The sequence below is a fragment of the Sphingomonas hylomeconis genome (assembly GCF_025370105.1).
Classification (GTDB): Bacteria; Pseudomonadota; Alphaproteobacteria; order Sphingomonadales; family Sphingomonadaceae; genus Sphingomonas; species Sphingomonas hylomeconis.
On the sequence record NZ_JANQBK010000008.1, the window covers coordinates 95467 to 113403 of the forward strand.

General features: G+C 66.9%; 17 protein-coding genes. 13 read left to right on the plus strand and 4 right to left on the minus strand.

Annotated features, from left to right (window positions below; translation table 11 throughout):
* Nucleotides 1–34: 34 nt before the first annotated feature.
* From clpA to NV401_RS11365, 4 genes are all read left to right on the plus strand, one after another.
* On the plus strand, nt 35–2350 hold the full coding sequence (gene clpA / locus NV401_RS11350; protein ID WP_261294539.1) for an ATP-dependent Clp protease ATP-binding subunit ClpA: 2316 nt from the start codon (nt 35–37) through the stop codon (nt 2348–2350).
* A gap of 133 nt (nt 2351–2483) precedes the next feature.
* Complete coding sequence (locus tag NV401_RS11355; protein ID WP_261294540.1) at nt 2484–4181, plus strand: GGDEF domain-containing protein; 1698 nt, start codon at nt 2484–2486, stop codon at nt 4179–4181.
* Nucleotides 4182–4245: 64 nt separating this feature from the next.
* A complete protein-coding gene (locus tag NV401_RS11360) occupies nt 4246–4443 on the plus strand; it encodes a hypothetical protein (RefSeq protein ID WP_261294541.1) in 198 nt (65 codons plus the stop codon).
* 38 nt (nt 4444–4481) lie between these two features.
* Complete coding sequence (locus tag NV401_RS11365) at nt 4482–6158, plus strand: long-chain-fatty-acid--CoA ligase (protein WP_261294542.1); 1677 nt, start codon at nt 4482–4484, stop codon at nt 6156–6158.
* 31 nt (nt 6159–6189) lie between these two features.
* On the opposite strand, the gene NV401_RS11370 is transcribed toward NV401_RS11365, so the two are convergent.
* Nucleotides 6190–6894 carry a L,D-transpeptidase family protein gene (locus NV401_RS11370; protein ID WP_261294543.1) on the minus strand — a complete coding sequence of 235 codons (705 nt, stop codon included), beginning with the start codon at nt 6892–6894 and terminating at the stop codon, nt 6190–6192.
* A gap of 259 nt (nt 6895–7153) precedes the next feature.
* Nucleotides 7154–8512, minus strand: a complete 1359-nt coding sequence (locus NV401_RS11375; RefSeq protein WP_261294544.1) for an NAD-dependent succinate-semialdehyde dehydrogenase — start codon at nt 8510–8512, stop codon at nt 7154–7156.
* Nucleotides 8513–8947: 435 nt separating this feature from the next.
* On the opposite strand from NV401_RS11375, the gene NV401_RS11380 reads away from it, so the two are divergent.
* The 9 genes from NV401_RS11380 (at nt 8948) to NV401_RS11420 (ending at nt 15721) form a co-directional block, all read left to right on the plus strand.
* Nucleotides 8948–9187: an exodeoxyribonuclease VII small subunit gene (locus NV401_RS11380; RefSeq protein ID WP_261294545.1), complete on the plus strand. Its 240-nt coding sequence runs from the start codon at nt 8948–8950 to the stop codon at nt 9185–9187.
* A gap of 37 nt (nt 9188–9224) precedes the next feature.
* A complete protein-coding gene (locus NV401_RS11385) occupies nt 9225–10091 on the plus strand; it encodes a polyprenyl synthetase family protein (protein WP_261294650.1) in 867 nt (288 codons plus the stop codon).
* Nucleotides 10092–10111: 20 nt separating this feature from the next.
* Nucleotides 10112–10618 carry a pantetheine-phosphate adenylyltransferase gene (gene coaD, locus NV401_RS11390; protein WP_261294546.1) on the plus strand — a complete coding sequence of 169 codons (507 nt, stop codon included), beginning with the start codon at nt 10112–10114 and terminating at the stop codon, nt 10616–10618.
* Between the two features lie 83 nt (nt 10619–10701).
* Nucleotides 10702–11424, plus strand: coding sequence for a peptidylprolyl isomerase (locus NV401_RS11395; protein ID WP_380817362.1), 723 nt, complete (start codon nt 10702–10704; stop codon nt 11422–11424).
* A gap of 34 nt (nt 11425–11458) precedes the next feature.
* A complete protein-coding gene (queA, locus tag NV401_RS11400) occupies nt 11459–12496 on the plus strand; it encodes a tRNA preQ1(34) S-adenosylmethionine ribosyltransferase-isomerase QueA (RefSeq protein WP_261294548.1) in 1038 nt (345 codons plus the stop codon).
* Nucleotides 12496–12948: an EF-hand domain-containing protein gene (locus NV401_RS11405; RefSeq protein WP_261294549.1), complete on the plus strand. Its 453-nt coding sequence runs from the start codon at nt 12496–12498 to the stop codon at nt 12946–12948. Before queA ends, NV401_RS11405 begins: the two co-directional genes overlap by 1 nt.
* A gap of 226 nt (nt 12949–13174) precedes the next feature.
* Nucleotides 13175–14317, plus strand: coding sequence for a tRNA guanosine(34) transglycosylase Tgt (gene tgt / locus NV401_RS11410; protein ID WP_261294550.1), 1143 nt, complete (start codon nt 13175–13177; stop codon nt 14315–14317).
* A 2-nt stretch (nt 14318–14319) separates the two neighbouring features.
* Entirely contained in the window at nt 14320–14502 is a 183-nt protein-coding gene (locus NV401_RS11415; RefSeq protein ID WP_261294551.1) for a hypothetical protein, read from the plus strand.
* A 76-nt stretch (nt 14503–14578) separates the two neighbouring features.
* On the plus strand, nt 14579–15721 hold the full coding sequence (locus NV401_RS11420) for a cell wall hydrolase (protein ID WP_261294552.1): 1143 nt from the start codon (nt 14579–14581) through the stop codon (nt 15719–15721).
* Between the two features lie 98 nt (nt 15722–15819).
* Here the strand turns inward: NV401_RS11420 and NV401_RS11425 are convergent, their stop codons facing one another.
* Nucleotides 15820–16146: a hypothetical protein gene (locus tag NV401_RS11425; RefSeq protein WP_261294553.1), complete on the minus strand. Its 327-nt coding sequence runs from the start codon at nt 16144–16146 to the stop codon at nt 15820–15822.
* Nucleotides 16147–16281: 135 nt separating this feature from the next.
* Nucleotides 16282–17535 (minus strand): N-acetylmuramoyl-L-alanine amidase, encoded by a 1254-nt coding sequence (locus NV401_RS11430; RefSeq protein ID WP_380817358.1) that lies wholly within the window; start codon nt 17533–17535, stop codon nt 16282–16284.
* Nucleotides 17536–17937 lie beyond the last annotated feature (402 nt).

Here is a 17937-nt window from a genome sequence, read left to right on the forward strand (position 1 = left end):
ATGTTGTTCGTGGCCCGCTTGGAGTAACCTTCTCATGCCATCTTTCGCCTCCGCGCTGGAAACAACACTCCACAAGGCGCTCGAAGCCGCTTCGTCGCGGCGCCATGAATATGCCACGCTGGAGCATCTGCTGCTCGCGCTGGTCGACGACGAGCACGCCAGCAAGGTGATGATCTCGTGCGGCGTCGAGCTCGACGAGCTCAGGACGACGGTCGCGCACTATCTCGATACCGAGCTCGAGGCGCTCAAGGTGGAGGCGGCAACGGATCCGTCGCCGACCAGCGGCTTCCAGCGCGTCGTGCAGCGGGCTATCCTGCACGTGCAATCCTCCGGCCGCGACGAAGTGACCGGCGCCAACGTGCTTGTCGCCTTGTTCAGCGAGCGCGAGAGCTATGCGGTCTATTTCCTGCAGCAGCAGGATATGAGCCGGCTCGATGCGGTCAGCTTCATCAGCCACGGCGTCGGCAAGGGCGGCGCAGCACCGGAGACTCGCGAAGTGAAAGGTGCGGAGGAGGAAAAGCCGGCCAAGGCAGGCGAGAAGGGCAAGAGCGAATCCGCGCTCAAGCAGTTCTGCGTCGATCTCAACGAGAAGGCCAAGAACGGCAAGGTCGACCCATTGATCGGCCGCGGCCCCGAGGTCGACCGCACGGTGCAGATCCTGTGCCGCCGCTCGAAGAACAACCCGCTCTATGTCGGCGATCCCGGCGTCGGCAAAACCGCGATCGCCGAAGGGCTCGCGCGTAAGATCGTCGAGGGCGACGTGCCCGAGGTGCTGCTCCCGGCGGTGATCTATTCGCTCGACATGGGCGCGCTGCTCGCCGGCACGCGCTATCGCGGCGATTTCGAGGAGCGCTTGAAGGCGGTCGTCACCGAGCTCGAGAAGATGCCCGACGCAATCCTGTTCATCGACGAGATCCACACCGTGATCGGCGCTGGCGCGACCAGCGGCGGTGCGATGGACGCGTCGAACCTGCTCAAGCCGGCTTTGTCGGGCGGCACGATCCGTTGCATCGGCTCGACCACCTACAAGGAGTTCCGCAACCATTTCGAGAAGGACCGCGCATTGCTGCGGCGCTTCCAGAAGATCGACGTCAACGAACCGACGATCGAGGATACGGTCAAGATCCTGACCGGGCTGCGCTCGGCGTTCGAGGACCATCACAAGGTCAAGTACACGCCCGACGCGATCAAGTCGGCGGTCGAGCTGTCGGCGCGCTACATCAACGACCGCAAGCTGCCGGACAAGGCGATCGACGTGATCGACGAGGTCGGCGCGATGCAGATGCTGGTGCCGCTCGCCAAGCGCAAGAAGACGATCACCAGCCGCGAGATCGAGGCCGTGATCGCGACGATGGCCCGCATCCCGCCGAAATCGGTCTCGACCGACGATACCAAGGCGCTGGAATCGCTCGAGACCGATCTGAAGCGCGTGGTGTTCGGGCAGAATGCGGCGATCGAGAAGCTTGCCTCGGCGATCAAGCTCAGCCGTGCCGGGCTGCGCGATCCGGAAAAGCCGATCGGCAACTATCTGTTCACCGGCCCGACCGGCGTCGGCAAGACCGAAGTCGCCAAGCAGCTTGCCTCGATCATGGGCATCCCGCTGCAGCGCTTCGACATGTCGGAATATATGGAACGCCATTCGGTCTCGCGGCTGATCGGTGCGCCTCCCGGCTATGTCGGGTTCGACCAGGGCGGCCTGCTCACCGATGCGATCGACCAGCAGCCGCATTCGGTGCTGCTGCTCGACGAGATCGAGAAGGCACATCCCGACCTGTTCAACATCCTGCTGCAGGTGATGGACAATGGGCGGCTGACCGATCAGCACGGCAAGACGGTGGACTTCCGCAACGTCATCCTGATCATGACGACCAACGCCGGCGCATCGGACATGGCGCGCGAGACATTGGGCTTCGGTCAGCTCACCCGGGAGGGCGAGGATGAGCAGGCGGTGCAGAAGATGTTCACGCCGGAATTCCGCAACCGTCTCGATGCGATCGTGCCGTTCGGCTATCTGCCGACCGAGGTCGTGGCGCGCGTGGTCGACAAGTTCATCCTGCAGCTCGAGCTGCAGTTGGCCGATCGCAACGTGCACATCAATCTCGACGACGAGAGCAAGGCGTGGCTCACCACCAAGGGCTATGACAAGCTCTACGGCGCCCGGCCGATGGGCCGCCTGATCCAGGAGAAGATCAAGCAGCCGCTCGCCGAGGAGCTGCTGTTCGGCAAGCTGGTCCATGGCGGCGAGGTCAGCGTGAAGATGAAGGACGGTGCGCTGTCGTTCGAAATCACCCCGGCGCCGCCCAAGAAGCCGCGCAAGAAGGGCAAGGCGGAGACGGTCGAGGCGCGATAGCCTCGCCGTCACCGGTGCCGCTGCGGCGCGTCTCCCCCGGGAGGCGCGCCGTTGTCGTTTCGGCTGCGCACGAACCGGCCCTGCCGGCCATATATTTACCTAATCTTCGCTCGCGCATGTCTACATCGCGGCCATGTCGATCGTGCGTTTCCTTGTTCTGTTCACCATCGCGATGTCCGGCATCGGCCTTGCGCCAGCGCAGGCCACAATCCGTGCCGGCAATGTCGGCGTGCCGATCGCCACCTGCGTGCGACCGGCGACTCCCGGCCTCGACGCCGGCACGCTGCTGCGCACGCCGAGCGGCTTCGATTGCACTACGCCGCAGCGCGCCTTTGGCCCCGGCGACTATTGGGTGATCAGCCAGAATCTGCAGCTCGATTCAAACGGCCAGCGGCTCGGCGTGCGCGTCGCCAGCGTCTGGCAGACGCGCATGACGCTGTACGCGCTGTACGCCGACGGCGTGCGCGCCAAGATCGTCACCGATGCGCGCGGCGCGACCCGGAACTTGCAGCTCGGCGCGATCATCGAGAACGCATTGCCCGATCGGCCGGTGACGCTGACCCGGCTGTTGTGGCATGTCGAAGGCAGCGCCGCGGTGCGCGGCATCGTGCTCGCGCCGACGGTGGCGACCGAACGCGAATCGGCCGCGTCGAACATCGTGATGGCCGCGATCTATGCTGCGTTCGGCGGAATGTGCCTGGCGCTGTTGCTGTACAATCTCGGGCTCGCGCATGCGCTGCGGCATCCGTTCCTGCCGTATTATTGCGCGATGATGGCGGGGATGCTGATCTATGCCTTCTCCTCCTCGGGCGCGCTCGCCTGGGTGATGCCCGAGGTCAGCAACAATGACCGGTTGCGGCTGAACTATGTGCTGCTGGCGATGACCGGGGTCGCCGCCACGCTGTTCCTGCGGCACTTCTTCGAAGCGGGCGTGATCCCGCGCTGGCTGGCACGCGGCACCGATATCGCCTCCGTCGCGCTCGCCGTGCCGACGCTGGCGGTCGTGCTGCTCGCGCCGTGGCAGTTTCGCGCCTTCGACCTGGCCTATGCCACCGGCTTCGCACTGCTGATCTGTACGGCAATCCCGATGATGGTCTGCGCCTGGCTGAAGCGCAGCCAATTCCTGTGGCTGTTCGTGATCGCCTGGACCGCGCCGATCGGCCTGGCCGTGCTGCGCATCGGGCACGGGCTCAATCTGGTCGGCTACAATTTCTGGATCGATAATTCGACGATCGTGTCGATGGTATTCGAAGCTTTGCTCTCCAGCCTCGCCATCGCCTATCGCATCCTGCTGATCACGCGCGAGCGCGATGCCGCCAAGGCGCAGGAGATCGCCGCGCGGATGCTCGCCGATGCCGATCCGCTGACCGGGCTGATGAACCGCCGGTCGTTCCTGCGCGAAGCGATCGGCCGCGCCGACGCGCAGCAATTGCTGCTGCTCGACATCGATCATTTCAAACGCGTCAACGACACGATCGGCCATGACGGCGGCGACGAGGTGTTGCGGCTGGTGGCCCGGGCGCTGCGCACCGGGCTGCGGCCTAGCTCGCTGCTGGCGCGGATCGGCGGCGAGGAATTCGCCATCGTCACGCCGCTGACCGACGCAATCGATCCCGAAGAGCTGCTCGCGACGCTGCGCGCGTCGCGCATGCCGTTCGATCTCACCGTCACCGCCAGCATCGGCATGGCGCGCGGCACGCTGGCGCGCGAGGCGGACTGGAAGACGCTGTATTGCGCCGCCGATCTCGCACTGTTCGAGGCCAAACGCTCGGGCCGCGACCGATCGCGCGACGCCAGCAATGCCGCGCCCCGCGGCCGCGCCGCGGCCTGACGCTCCCTTGCCCCTGCGGCGCGCGCTTGTTACCATGCGCGCGCAGCGGAAAGGGGCCGATACTATGCGCGAACGTCGAATCGGCCTGAGCATCGCCGCGGTCCTGCTGGTGCTGGTCTTCGCGCTGCGCCATCCTTCCGCCGATATCCGGATCATCACGCACGATTCCACCGATCGTGCCCCGGCGCGCGTCCAGGCGGCGCTCGATCTGGGCATCGTCGCGGTGTCGGTATTGATTACCTGGTCCAAACGGCTCGTCTGAACTTGCGGCCCGCGGGGCGGTTGCTTACACGGCTGTAAATGATCGACCCGACTGCCGCCTGGCGCACGCAATACCGCCATCCGACCCCGTGGACCACGGAATTTCCGCCGCTCTCGATGGTCGACCTGTTCGATCGCAGCGCCGCGGCCCATGCCCGCGCGCCGCTGATCGATTTCCTCGGCCGACACTATAGCTATGCCGAGACGCTCGACGGGGCGAACCGCGTCGCCGCGGGCCTTGCCGCCCTGGGCTATGGACCGGGCGATCGCATCGGCCTGTTCCTGCCCAACGTGCCGCACTATCTCGCCGCCTATTACGGCATCCTCAAGCTCGGCGCGACGGTGGTCAATTTCTCGCCGCTCTACACGGTCGACGAACTCGCGCATCAGGTGGCGGATTCGGGCACGCGATTGCTGTTCACCGTCTCGGCCAAGGCGGTGCTGCCGACCGCATTGAAGGTGCTCGAGCAGAGCGGCCTCGAACGGCTGGTGGTCGGTTCGGTCGCGGGCGCGCTGCCGGCGGGCAAATCTTTGCTCTACCGCCTGTTCAAGGGCAAGGAGACGGTGGCACCGCCGGCCGATCCGCGCATCCTCGCTTTCTCCAAGCTGATCGCCAATGACGGCCGGCACACGACGCCGCCGATCGACCCGGTGGCGGACGTTGCGCTGATCCAATATACTGGCGGCACAACCGGCGTGCCCAAGGGCGCGATGCTGACGCACCAGAATCTCAGCGCCAATGCCCGCCAGGTGATGGCACTCGATCCGCATCCCGGCGAGCCCGACCGGATCCTCGGCGTGCTGCCGCTGTTCCACGTCTTCGCCAATACCTGCGTGCTCAACCGCACCGTGCTCAATGGCGGCTGCATCGTGATGCTGCCGCGCTTCGATGCCGGACAGGTGCTCGCCGCGCTCAGCCGCACCAAGGCGACCGCGCTCCCCGGCGTGCCGACGATGTACCAGGCGCTGCTCGACAATCCCAAGGCGGCGAGCACCGATTTCTCCTCGCTGCGCGTGTGCATTTCGGGCGGCGCGCCGCTCTCGGCCGAACTCAAGGCCAAGTTCGAGGCGGTGACCGGCGCGACCGTGGTCGAGGGCTACGGCCTGTCGGAAAGCTCGGGCGTGGTCTCGGCCAATCCCTACGAGCAGGAAGGCAAGTCCGGCACGATCGGCCAGCCGATCCCGGCGACCGAAGTGCGGCTGGTCGACAAGGGGGATCCGACGCAGCCTGCGCCCGAGGGCGAACCGGGCGAGGTGATCCTGCGCGGGCCGCAGATCATGAAGGGCTATTGGGGCAAGCCCGATGCCAATAACGAAGTGTTCGTAGACGGCTGGCTGCGCACCGGCGATGTCGGCGTGATCGACGAGGACGGCTTCATCCGCATCGTTGATCGCCTGAAGGACATGATCGCGGTCAGCGGCTTCAAGGTCTTCCCGAGCCAGATCGAGGCGCTGCTTTACCATCACCCGGCGGTCAAGGAAGCGATGGTGATCGGCCTGCCCGACGCCTATCGCGGCGAGCAGCCACGCGCCTATGTGACGCTCAACGACGGCATCGCCGCCACGCCCGAGGAATTGCGCGAGTGGCTCAACCCGCAGCTCGGGCGGCACGAACGCGTCGACCAGGTGGTGATCCGGCTGACCATGCCCAAGACGATGATCGGCAAGCTGAGCCGGAAGGATCTGGTCGCGGAGGTCATGGCCGAGGGAGTCTGACGTCCTCCCCTCCCTGAAAGGGAGGGGGGAATTATGCCGCGGTGATCGCCTGCCCCGTCGCCAGCCGCTCGCCGCGCGTGACGATGACCTTGTCGCCGAGCTTCGCCGCACCGAACACCTTCTTGGCGAAGGCGGTCGGGACGCCGATGCAGCCGTGCGTGACATAGCCGTCGCCGACCTCGCTGCCGTGGATCGCGATGCCGTCATTGGTCAGCCGCAGCATATAGGGCATCGGCGCGTCATAGATGTTCGAGACGTGGTCGGCATCCTTCTGCGTGATCGGGAAGATGCCGAGCGGGGTGGGCGTGTCATCACCGCCATAGATGATCACCGCCGTGCCGATCTCGTGGCCGGCGCGGAACACCGACACGGTCTGCGCGGCGAGATCGACGGTGATGACGACCGGCCCGGTCGCCGGGGCATGGCTTTCGTCCCAGTAGGAATCGCCCTGCCGCATCGGGCCCTCGATCTTCAGGATGCTCTTGACGACATAGTTGGATTCGGGCGCGGTGACCGCTGTCGCGGCGGGCGTGACCGGTTTGGGCTGGGGCTGCCGCTGAACCCTGCGCGCGGGCTGGGCCTTGATCGCAGGCGCGGCGGCGGCCGAGGGCTTGGGCAGGTTCGCTGCCACCGCCATCAGCCCGACACCGCCGAGCAGGCAGGCGGCGAGCGCGCCGGCAAAGAGTCGCGTGCCACGGCCTTGGCCGATCATGCCGGAGAATCGTCTGCTTGCCATCGCGCTTGATTGCGCAATCGGGCGTCAGAGAAAAGCCGCTGTTTTCGGCCGTGCCGCGGCGGGACGGGGGATCGCGGCGTTAAGGAGTGCCATCCCCCTCCCCCCGCGCCCGTCATCCTGACGAAAGTCAGGATCCATTTCGCCACTTGCTCGATCGCTACTGGGGCGGGGTGAGCGTTGGGGGCAGCGCCGCGCATCACCAAACCGGCAAGCATGCCGCCCGATGGATCCTGACGTCCGTCAGGATGACGGGAGCGCGTTACCCCACCACCGTCTTCAGGTTCATGAATTCGTGCAGCCCGTACGGCCCCAGTTCGCGGCCATGGCCGGAGCGCTTGATCCCGCCGAACGGCGCCTCCGGGCTACTCGCCAGCATCTGGTTGACCGCGGTCATCCCCGCCTCGATCTCGCGCTCGAACCGTTCGCGCTCGGCCGGCTCATTGGTCCACACCGACGAACCGAGCCCGAACGGCACGTCGTTGGCGAGCGCGATCGCGGCATCGATATCGTCTGCCTTGAACAGCATCGCGACCGGCCCGAACAATTCCTCCTGCGCCACCGCATGATCGATCGGCACGTCGACCAGGATCCCGGCGGACATATATGCCCCCTTGCCCGGCAGCTTTTCCCCGCCGAACAGCAATTTGCCGCCTTCCCGCTCGATCATCGCGATCTGATCGAGCACGGTCTGGCGCTGCTCCTCGCTCGACAGCGGCCCCATGTCGGTCGCCGGGTCCATCGGGTCGCCGGCCGTCACAGCCTGCATGCCGGCGGAGAATTTCTCCAGGAACGCGTCATACACGTCGGCGTGCACGATCATGCGTTTGGCGCAGATGCACGATTGCCCCGTATTCTGGATCCGCGCGGTCACCGCGGTCTTCGCCGCCGTGTCGATATCGGCCGAGGGCATGACGATGAACGGATCGGATCCGCCCAGTTCGAGCACGACCTTCTTGAGCGCGCGCCCCGCCGCCTCGGCGACCTTCATGCCCGCGCCTTCGCTGCCGGTCAGCGTCACCGCGGCGATGCGATCATCGGCGATCAGCGCATCGACCTTGTCGGACTTGATCGCGAGATTCTGGAACAGCCCTACCGGCGCACCGGCGGCAATCACCATCTCCTCGATCGCCGCGCCGACGCCCTGCACGCTGGAGGCATGTTTCAGCAGCCCGACATTGCCTGCCATGATCGTCGGCGCGAGGAACCGCACCACCTGCCAATACGGGAAATTCCACGGCATCACCGCCAGCACCGGTCCGATCGGCAGCCAGCGCGCGGTCGCCTTGCCGGCGGACGTGGCGAACTCGCGCGAGGCGAGCATCCCCGGCCCTTCCTGCGCGTAATGGCGGAAGCCGACGGCGCATTTCTCGACCTCGGCCAGCGCCGATTTCAGCGTCTTGCCCATTTCGCGCACGGCGATCTCGGCGAGCCGCTGGCGATTGGCGTCGAACTGCTCGGCGATCGCCTCGAGCAAAGCGGTGCGCGTGGCATAATCGGTCGCGCACCAGGCTTTGTAGGCGTCCGCGGCGCGCTGCACGCACGTCTCGATCTCGTCCGAGGTCAGTTCGGCAAAGCTGTCGCCGGGCGCACCGGTGGCGGGGTTGATGCTGGTAAACATGGGGGGCTCCTGAATAGGTCGGACGCTCAACGCACGACGCCCTGTTTTGGTCGCCGTTGGCGCTTCGAGGTGGGCCGAATGCTGTGATCACGGATATGGTGCTGCCCGACCCTCCGTCACCCCGGGCTTGACCCGGGGTCCCGCTTCTTGGCTTCTGGCATCGTATCGAGATCTGGCCACATGGCACGACGATAATCGGCGATCACATATACCTAGCCACCACGAGGTCCCATCCCGGCAGAAGTAAGAAGCGGGACCCCGGGGCAAGCCCGGGGTGACGGCCGGGAACAAGCGGCAGTGAACCCCAACCCCGGTCGCTGCCCACCTTAGCACCACGTATGCTTATATATTGCCCCCAGCGCCCCCGCGCCAAGCTGCTGACGCAGCAGGGCTGAGCCTTGACCCCCATCACCCGCACAGGCCATAGCGCGCCTCATGGAAATTCCTGTCGAAGACCTGTCGTTCGAAGCGGCGCTGCGTGAGCTGGAGGCGATCGTCGGCCGGCTTGAATCCGGCGACGAGCCGCTGGAGGATGCGATCAAACTGTACGAGCGGGGCGACAAGTTGCGGCTGCGCTGCAAGGAGCGGCTCGATGCGGCGCAATCGCGCATCGAATCGATCCGCACCGATGCCGACGGCCGCGCCGCCGGCACGCAACCCTTTGCCGCCGGCTGACCCGGTGGGGGGGGCGTCACCGTTGCTGCAGGCCGCGATGGCCGAGGTCGCGCGCGATATCGATGCGCGTTTCGATGCGCTGCTCGACGTGCCCGCGGATCCGCGCGCCGATCTGTACCGCGCGATGCGCCACGCCGCGATCGGCGGCGGCAAGCGGCTGCGGCCTTTGCTGGTGCAGGCGACTGCGCAATTGTTCGCGGTCGATCGCGACTGTGCCGGGCGCGCCGGCCTCGCGATCGAATGCATCCATGTCTATTCGCTGATCCACGACGATCTGCCGGCGATGGACGATGACGACATGCGCCACGGCAAGCCTGCAGCGCATATCGCGTTCGGCGAGGCGACCGCGATCCTGGCGGGCGATTGCCTGCACGCGCTGGCGTTCGACGTGCTCGCCGACCCGGACACGCATGCCGATCCGTTCGTGCGCGTCGAGCTGATCGCCGATCTGGCGCGCGCCTCCGGCCCCAACGGCATGGCCGGCGGGCAGATGATGGATCTGGAAGCCGAGAAATCGAGCTTCGACCTGCCCACCGTCACGCGGCTGCAGGCGATGAAGACCGGCGCCCTGATTGCCGCCGCGGTCGAGGCCGGCGCGATCCTCGGGCGCCTGCCGATCGAGGGGCGGACGGGCCTGCGCGGCTATGCCCGCGATCTCGGCCTGGCGTTCCAGATCGCCGACGACATTCTCGACGTCGAGGGCGATCAGGCGCTTGCCGGCAAGGCGCTGCGCAAGGACGAAGCGGCGGGCAAGGAGACGTTCCTGTCGCTGCTCGGCCTGGACCGCGCGCGCGAACAATTGCGCCTGCTGGTCGATCAGGCGATCGCGCATCTCCACGCTTATGGCGCGGAAGCGGATCTACTGCGCGATATCGCCCGCTTCGTAATGGCGCGGGATCATTGAAGCCGTCCGGAGATAGAGACATGACCACCCGTATCGGCGTCTATCCCGGCACGTTCGACCCGATCACGCTCGGCCATACCGACATCATCCGGCGCGGCGCCAAGCTGGTCGATCGGCTGGTCGTCGGCGTCACCACCAATGCCGCCAAGTCGCCGATGTTCGACATCGAGGAGCGCATGGCGATGGTCCGCCGCGAGGTCGAGGCGATCGGCGGCGATATCGAGGTGGTCAGTTTCGATTCGCTGCTGATGGATTTCGCCGAGCGCCAGGGCGCCAAGGTGATCGTGCGCGGCCTGCGCGCGGTCGCCGATTTCGAATATGAATATCAGATGGCGGGGATGAACCAGCAGATCAATCCGCGCGTCGAAACCGTGTTCCTGATGGCCGATGTCGCGCTGCAGCCGATCGCCAGCCGGCTGGTCAAGGAGATCGCGCTCTATGGCGGCGACATCACCAAGTTCGTGCCTGCCCGCGTCTCCGACGAGGTGATCGCACGTGTCGCCAGGATCGGCCGCAAGGGCAGCTGAGCGGGCGGCCGACGTTCAGATTGGCGCAAGCGCGGATATGCTCTAGACGCCGCACTTGCTGCCGGAAATTTCGCGGGGATAAGATGCGTTCGATTGCCACCATGATTGCGTTTGCGTGCGCGCTGTTTGCCGCCCCGGTGCTGGCGCAGAAGGCGCCGCCGGAAAAGGCGCAGCCGTTGAAGAACGTCGAATCGCCCGTGGTGTTCGCGCCGCGCATCGCGCCGGCGTCCGCCACCGATCCCGAAAATCTGCTGTATCTCGATCTGTCGACCGGCGGCCGCGTGGTCATCTGGCTGCGCGGCGATGCCGCGCCCAAGATGGTCGAGCGCGTCAAGCTGCTCACACGCCAGCATTTCTATGATGGCCTGCCGTTCCATCGCGTGATCGACGGCTTCATGGCGCAGGGCGGCGATCCCAAGGGCGACGGTACCGGCGGCTCGCCGCTGCCCAACGTGCCCGCCGAATTCAATTATCTGCCGCACGTCCGCGGCGCCGTCTCTGCCGCGCGCGCCGACGACAAGGACAGCGCGAACAGCCAGTTCTTCATCGTCTTCCAGCCGCGGCTCAGCCTCGACAAGAAGTACACCGTGTTCGGCCGCGTGCTCGATGGCATGCAATATGTCGACACGATCGAGCGCGGCGAACCGCCGACGAACCCGTCCAAAATCCTCCACGCCTATATCGCGGCGGATAACCCGCCGGCCTATATGCCGCCTGCGCCGGTCGCCCTGCCCGACCCGCTGCCCGTGCCGGGCACCAAGCCTGCGCCCAAGCCGGCGACGAAGAAGCTGGCGCCCAAGAAGTAACCACGCGCCCCGCTTGCGGGCGGGAATTGTCACGATGAACGTTGATCTCTTCGATTTCTCCTTGCCGCCGGAGCGGATCGCGCTGCGCCCGGCGGTACCACGCGATGCCGCGCGGCTGCTCGTGCTGGACGGCACCGAGACGCGCGACCTGCAGGTAGGCGATCTGCCCGGCCAGCTCAGGCGCGGCGATCTGCTGGTGTTCAACGATACGCGCGTCATCCCCGCGCAGCTCGAAGGCAGACGCGGAGACGCCAAGATCGGCGCGACCTTGCACAAGCGCGAGGGCCCACGCCGCTGGCGCGCCTTCGTGCGCAACGCCAAGCGCTTGCGCGACGGCGAAACGGTCGATTTCGGCCATGGTGTATCGGCGATCGCGTCCGACAAGCTGGCCGATGGCAGCATCGCTTTGACCTTCACCGGCGACGAGCCGGTCGAATTGCTGCTGGAGCGCGCCGGCCGCATGCCCTTGCCACCGTACATCGCCGCCAAGCGCCCGGCCGACGCCAGTGACCTTGACGATTACCAGACGATGTTCGCCGCCGAGAAGGGCGCCGTCGCCGCCCCCACCGCCGCGCTGCACTTCACGCCCGATCTGATGGCGGCGCTCGATGCCGCCGGGATCGGCCATGCCACGCTGACGCTGCATGTCGGCGCAGGCACGTTCCTGCCGGTCAAGGTGGACGATACCGACGCGCATCAGATGCATGCCGAATGGGGCCGGATCGATGCGTCCACCGCCGACCGTCTCAACGCCACTCGCGCTGCCGGTGGCCGGGTGATCGCGGTCGGCACGACCAGCCTCCGTCTGATCGAGAGCGCGGCCGGCGAGGACGATGTGGTCCGCCCGTTCGAAGGCGACACCGCGATCTTCATCACGCCGGGCTATCGCTTCCGCGGGATCGACGGGCTGATGACCAACTTCCATCTGCCGCGCTCGACCCTGTTCATGCTGGTCAGCGCGCTGATGGGGCGCGAGCGAATGCAGGCGGCCTATGCGCATGCCATCGACAGCGACTATCGTTTCTATAGCTATGGCGATGCCAGCCTGTTGTTGCCAGCGAAGGAGTCGTGATGCTGCTTGCCGCTCTGCTGCTTGGCCTCGCGCAGCAGCCTTCACCCCCGGTCCCTGCTGCCAAGCCGCAGCCGTTCGCCTCGATCGTCGTCGAGCCAGCGGCGATGGCAATCGCCGCATGCGATGCGGATACCGATGCGGTGGTGACGCGCGCCGAACTGCACGCCTGCCTGGCGCGCAGCTTTGCTGCCGTCGCGCAGGGCAAGCCCGACATCGGCTATATCGGCTATGGCGACTGGGCGCTGCGGTGGCTCGGCGACGCCAATGCGCTGCCCAGCCAATATGGCATCGACACCGATAATGACGACCGCATCACGCTGGCCGAACTGACCGCGGAATTCGATCGCTTGTTCGACCGCTACGATGCCGACAAGAATGGCTCGCTCAGCCGCGCGGAACTGCTGACGATCCGCAGCGCCATCCCACCCCGCCCGCCGGGCAAGCGCCGCTAACCACAGCGCCGTCATCCTGAACTCGATTCAGGATCCATCAGGCGGCATGCTCTCCCGCCAAGAGTTACGGCCACAGTGCGGCTTCGGGCCCGGGCTGAACCAATAGGGTCGTCCGTTTGGCGCGATGGATCCTGAAACGAGTTCAGGATGACGGATGGGGGGCGAGGGAACCTCGTCACGCGCAGCAACCTCGACAGCCAAGACCCAAGACGGCATGGACGCTCGCATGACTCCCCGTTTCGACTTCACCATCGCCGCGACCGACGGCAAGGCGCGCACCGGCGCGATCCGCATGCAGCGCGGCGAGATCCGCACCCCCGCCTTCATGCCAGTCGGCACCGCCGCGACCGTCAAGGCGATGAAGCCCGGCGACGTGCGCGCCAGCGGTGCCGACATCATCCTCGGCAACACCTATCACCTGATGCTGCGCCCGACCGCCGAGCGCGTTGCGCGCCTCGGCGGCTTGCACGCCTTCATGGGCTGGGACCGGCCGATCCTGACCGATTCGGGCGGCTATCAGGTGATGAGTCTGAGCGATCTCAACAAGCGCAACGAGAATGGCGTGACCTTCCGCAGCCATATCGACGGCTCGAAGCACACGATCAGCCCGGAACGCTCGATCGAGATCCAGCGCTTGCTCGGCTCCGACATCGTCATGGCGTTCGACGAACTCGTCCCGACGACGTCGACGCGCGAGGTGCAGGCCGCGGCGATGGCGCGGTCGATGCGCTGGGCGAAGCGCAGCCGCGACGCGTTCGACGGCGGCGGTGACCATGCCGCGCGCGCCGCGATCTTCGGCATCCAGCAGGGCGCGCTGGACGAGCGGCTGCGCGCGGAAAGCGCCGGCGAGCTGACCGCGATCGGATTCGACGGCTATGCCGTCGGCGGGCTGGCGGTCGGCGAGGGGCAGGAGGCGATGTTCGGCTGCCTCGATTTCGCGCCCAGCCAGTTGCCGGCGGACAAGCCGCGTTACCTGATGGGCGTGGGCAAGCCCGACGATATCGTCGGCGCGGTCGAGCGCGGCATCGACATGTTCGATTGCGTGCTGCCGACCCGTTCCGGCCGCACCGGCCAGGCGTTCACCCGCGGCGGCCCGATCAATCTGCGCAACGCGCGCTTCGGCGAGGATCAGGGCCCGCTCGATCCCGCCTGCGCCTGCCCGGTCTGCGGCACCTGGACGCGCGCCTATCTGCATCACCTGGTACGCTCGGACGAGATCCTGGGCGCGATGCTGATGACCGAGCACAACCTCTATTTCTACCAGGCGCTGATGGCCGATCTGCGCGCGGCGATCGCCGAGCAGCGCCTGACAGTGTTTGCCAACGGCTTTCGAGCGGCATATCGAAAAGAGCCAAAATCCGGAGAGTGATCGTGGCCGACCAAGAACCCAACGAGATCGTCGCTGCGGCGGCGCATGCCAAAGCCGCCAAGGAGCGCGCCGCGGCAAACCAAGAGAAGACGACTTGGCCGATCGCCGCGATCGGGCTGGGCGTCGGCATCGGATCGGCGGCCTTGGCCGCGGCGGTGATGTTCGCCGGGCGCAAGAAGGACTGAGGCGCGTGCCGCTCTGGCCGCGGGCGCAGACGGCCAAACTTTACGTTAACCAGCAACTGTTTCGCGGCGGGACGCGATGAAATCGCCGGCAGATTACCGCCGCGAATCCGGCTATGCGCGGCGCGCCGGCACCGCACGCCGCGCGCATGGAGCCCGAGACGGCGTGAGCCTGGACCTGATCACCGACTGGCTGAGACTGCGGCTGCTGACCAAGCTCGGCGCGCTGTGTCTGCTCGCGCTGGTCGGCGTCGGCGTGTCGGCGCAGGCGGCGCTGCGCGCGATCGCGGCGACCGCAGAGGCGCCGATCGCGCCGCCGCCGCGCCCGGCCGGCTACGAAACCGAAGATCATTTTCCCGGTGCGGCCTATTTCTACGTCGCCGAGGAAAGCGCCGCACCGACCACCGGCGCGACCGGCACCGCCGCCTTGCCCGATCTGCCGCTGCCGGCGGAAGCGCAGGCCGCGACGCTGATCGGCGACAGCTCGATCCAGGCCGCGCCGCCCTTCTCGCTGCGCGCCGCCAGCGCGATCGATCGCGGACGCGCGCTGCAATGCCTGACCGCGGCGATCTATTACGAGGCGGCGAGCGAACCCGATGCGGGGCAGCAGGCGGTGGCACAGGTGATCCTCAACCGCGTGCGCCATCCCGCCTTCCCGAACACGGTGTGCGGCGTGGTCTATCAGGGATCGGAGCGCACCACCGGCTGCCAGTTCAGCTATGCCTGCGACGGATCGATGGCACGCGTGCCCGCCAGGGCCTATTGGAACCGCGCTTTGGGCGTCGCGGCGCGCGCGCTCGCCGGATCGGTCTATGCCCCGGTCGGCATGGCGACGCATTACCATACCTATGCGGTAACGCCGGCGTGGAACCGCAGCCTGGTCATGACGGCGGCGGTCGGCGCGCACTTCTTCCATCGCTGGAAGGGCTATTGGGGCACGGCCGGCGCGTTCCGGCAGGCCTATGGCGGCCACGAGCCGCTGCCCGGCCCGCATCCGCGCCTCGAGGCACCGCTCGTGCCGTTGGCGACGGTCGCGCTGGCCGCGCAGGTGCCGCCGATCGTGGCCACACCGCCCGCCGTCATTCAGCCGGCCTATGCACAGAGCGGACTGCCGGTCACGGGCACCGTCAGACCTGCGCCAACGCCCGCGCCGACGGCAACGCGCTCGGATGACTCGCAGATCCTCGACCGCTGGAAGGATTCGGGCAAGCCGCTGCGCTGATATCTCCCTGGCCCTTCCCCGGCGCTCGCGCGGGGATGGACAGGAAAACGGCCTCGCCATTGCTGGCGAGGCCGTCCTTGTTTCCGGCCTAAGTGCGATCAGCGGCGATGGCCGCGCCGGTCGTGCTTCTCGAAGCGCACGCGCTGGCTCAGCATGTCGTAGCGCCGGTTGAGATCGCTGCGTTCCCAGTTGGTCAGCCCGCCGCGGCGATAGCGCGATTCGAGATTGAGCAGCCCGCGGAACTGCGTCTTGACCTGCGCGGCCTCGCGGCGGTCGAGCGTGCCCGAGCGGACGCCCTGGTCGATGCGCTGGTACAGGTTGGCCTGGCGCTGGTTGATATTCTGCCACGGCGCGGCATTGGCGGTGGCGGGGATGGCGGCCGCGGCGAAGCCCAGGCCGGCGAGCGCGAGCGTGATCTTGTTCATAACCGTAACTCCTTGTTCCCGGCCGATCGTGTCGGCCTCGGGGAACGTTATGAAGCCGGTCTGTCGCAATCCTGTGCCGGCGCGCGGCCGAAAGTGTCGCGAATTATGTCGGCCGCGCCCCCCGCGGGGGCAGGGTCACTCCGCCGCCGCCAGCCGCCGCGCGAAATGCACTTCCACGGCGCGGCGCACGCTCTGCGCAATGCGCTTGCGGCCATCGGACGAGTCGATGAAGGCGGCATCGACCGGGTTCGAGAGATAGCCCGTCTCGAACAGGATCGAGGGCATGTCCGGCGCCTTGAGCACCATCAGCGAGGCCATGCGATGGAAGTTGGCCTTCATCGGGATCAGCGGCTGCGCCTCGCGGCCCAGCAGCCGCGCGAAGCTGGCCGAGGAATTCATCGTCTCACGCTGCGTGAGATCGATCAGGATCGAGGAGATGTCAGTGGTGGTGCCGCCGAGATCGATCCCGCCGATAATGTCTGCCTTGTTCTCGCGCGCCGCCAGCCGCGCCGATTCCTTGTCAGAGGCGACTTCGGACAGGGTGTAGACCGACGCGCCCGAGGCCATGCCCGAGCCGACGCTGTCGCAATGGATCGAGATGAACAGATTGGCCTTCAGCTTGCGCGCGATGCCGTAGCGCTCCTGCAGCACGAGAAAGCGGTCGTCCTCGCGGGTCAGCGCAACGCGCACGCGGCCCGAGCGCAGCAGCTCGTCGCGGATCGCCTTGGCGATACGCAGCGTCACGTCCTTCTCGCGCAACTGGTCGGTCGGCGCGATCGCACCGGGATCGATCCCGCCATGCCCGGCGTCGATCACCACCAGCGGGCGGCTATCGTCGTCGCCATAAACGACCGGCAGCTTCAGCTTGCGGCTGGGCTTGGGCACCGCGATCGTCACTTCGTATTTGCGACGCGGGATGGCGGTCGCGCCGAACGGCGGCAGGAAGCGCATCCGCCCGCCCGATACGGCACGTGCGAACCGGGCATCGTCGACGCTGCGGAGTTCCAGCGTCAATTCGCGTCCGTCGGTGGCGAAGTTGCCCTCGGTGATCACCACCGGGCGCGACAGATCGAACACCAGCCGCGCGCCATCGCTGCCATGTGTGCCTTGCCGCACGGCATTCGCCACGCCGCCGGCATTGCTGCGGCCGCCGGGCGTCGCGCCGGCCAGGTCGAGCGCAAGACGGTTGGGGCCGGCGAGCACGAACGCGGAGGCGCCGATGACCTGTTCGTCGAAATGGACGACGATGCGATCCTGTTTGACCTCGACGCGTTCGATCGTCGCCGCAAGCGCAGGAACGCCGGAGAACCAGCAGGCCAACAAAGCGAAGAGCAATGACACGCGGCGGTATTGCCGCGCCGATACAGGCGCGGTCCAGCTAAAAACCATGGGCGGGGGGTCCCATACGAGTTAATCCAACAACAAGACTGTTGGATACGGGCCGCCGCCTTCCCGTACGGTGAAGTAGCTAGGTTAACAGTCCGTTCGGCAATTGGTTGCCGTCTGGCCGGCAGGAACGTGCCAGTTGCTGCGCGCCAAGTCCGGTGCTAGCAATGAAACAGCACCGGCCAAGGCATTCTGCCCGCAGGTCCACATGGCCCGCGCCGCTTCAGGTGCGTGGCCGATCCAGGTTGACGTACGCATGATGCATTCCCCCTGCCCTCCGCGCCGACCGGCTTTTGCCGGCGGGCGTGCGGACGTGGCAGGCGCCCAGGGCCAGATGCCGGGGCGTGCACCGCGTACAGAGGCAATGTTGTCCATCGACGGCACGCAATCGGGCGGCACACCGCC

Bases quoted from the DNA above. Each gene is read 5' to 3' on its own strand.
- NV401_RS11370 (WP_261294543.1), bottom strand. From the start codon at position 6,894: ATGGCAAGCAGACGATTCTCCGGCATGATCGGCCAAGGCCGTGGCACG.
- NV401_RS11405 (WP_261294549.1), top strand. From the start codon at position 12,496: ATGCTGCTTGCCGCTCTGCTGCTTGGCCTCGCGCAGCAGCCTTCACCC.
- NV401_RS11380 (WP_261294545.1), top strand. From the start codon at position 8,948: ATGGAAATTCCTGTCGAAGACCTGTCGTTCGAAGCGGCGCTGCGTGAG.
- tgt (WP_261294550.1), top strand. From the start codon at position 13,175: ATGACTCCCCGTTTCGACTTCACCATCGCCGCGACCGACGGCAAGGCG.
- queA (WP_261294548.1), top strand. From the start codon at position 11,459: ATGAACGTTGATCTCTTCGATTTCTCCTTGCCGCCGGAGCGGATCGCG.
- NV401_RS11355 (WP_261294540.1), top strand. From the start codon at position 2,484: ATGTCGATCGTGCGTTTCCTTGTTCTGTTCACCATCGCGATGTCCGGC.
- NV401_RS11395 (WP_380817362.1), top strand. From the start codon at position 10,702: ATGCGTTCGATTGCCACCATGATTGCGTTTGCGTGCGCGCTGTTTGCC.
- NV401_RS11385 (WP_261294650.1), top strand. From the start codon at position 9,225: ATGGCCGAGGTCGCGCGCGATATCGATGCGCGTTTCGATGCGCTGCTC.
- NV401_RS11430 (WP_380817358.1), bottom strand. From the start codon at position 17,535: ATGGTTTTTAGCTGGACCGCGCCTGTATCGGCGCGGCAATACCGCCGC.
- NV401_RS11420 (WP_261294552.1), top strand. From the start codon at position 14,579: ATGAAATCGCCGGCAGATTACCGCCGCGAATCCGGCTATGCGCGGCGC.
- NV401_RS11375 (WP_261294544.1), bottom strand. From the start codon at position 8,512: ATGTTTACCAGCATCAACCCCGCCACCGGTGCGCCCGGCGACAGCTTT.
- NV401_RS11365 (WP_261294542.1), top strand. From the start codon at position 4,482: ATGATCGACCCGACTGCCGCCTGGCGCACGCAATACCGCCATCCGACC.
- coaD (WP_261294546.1), top strand. From the start codon at position 10,112: ATGACCACCCGTATCGGCGTCTATCCCGGCACGTTCGACCCGATCACG.
- NV401_RS11360 (WP_261294541.1), top strand. From the start codon at position 4,246: ATGCGCGAACGTCGAATCGGCCTGAGCATCGCCGCGGTCCTGCTGGTG.
- NV401_RS11425 (WP_261294553.1), bottom strand. From the start codon at position 16,146: ATGAACAAGATCACGCTCGCGCTCGCCGGCCTGGGCTTCGCCGCGGCC.
- clpA (WP_261294539.1), top strand. From the start codon at position 35: ATGCCATCTTTCGCCTCCGCGCTGGAAACAACACTCCACAAGGCGCTC.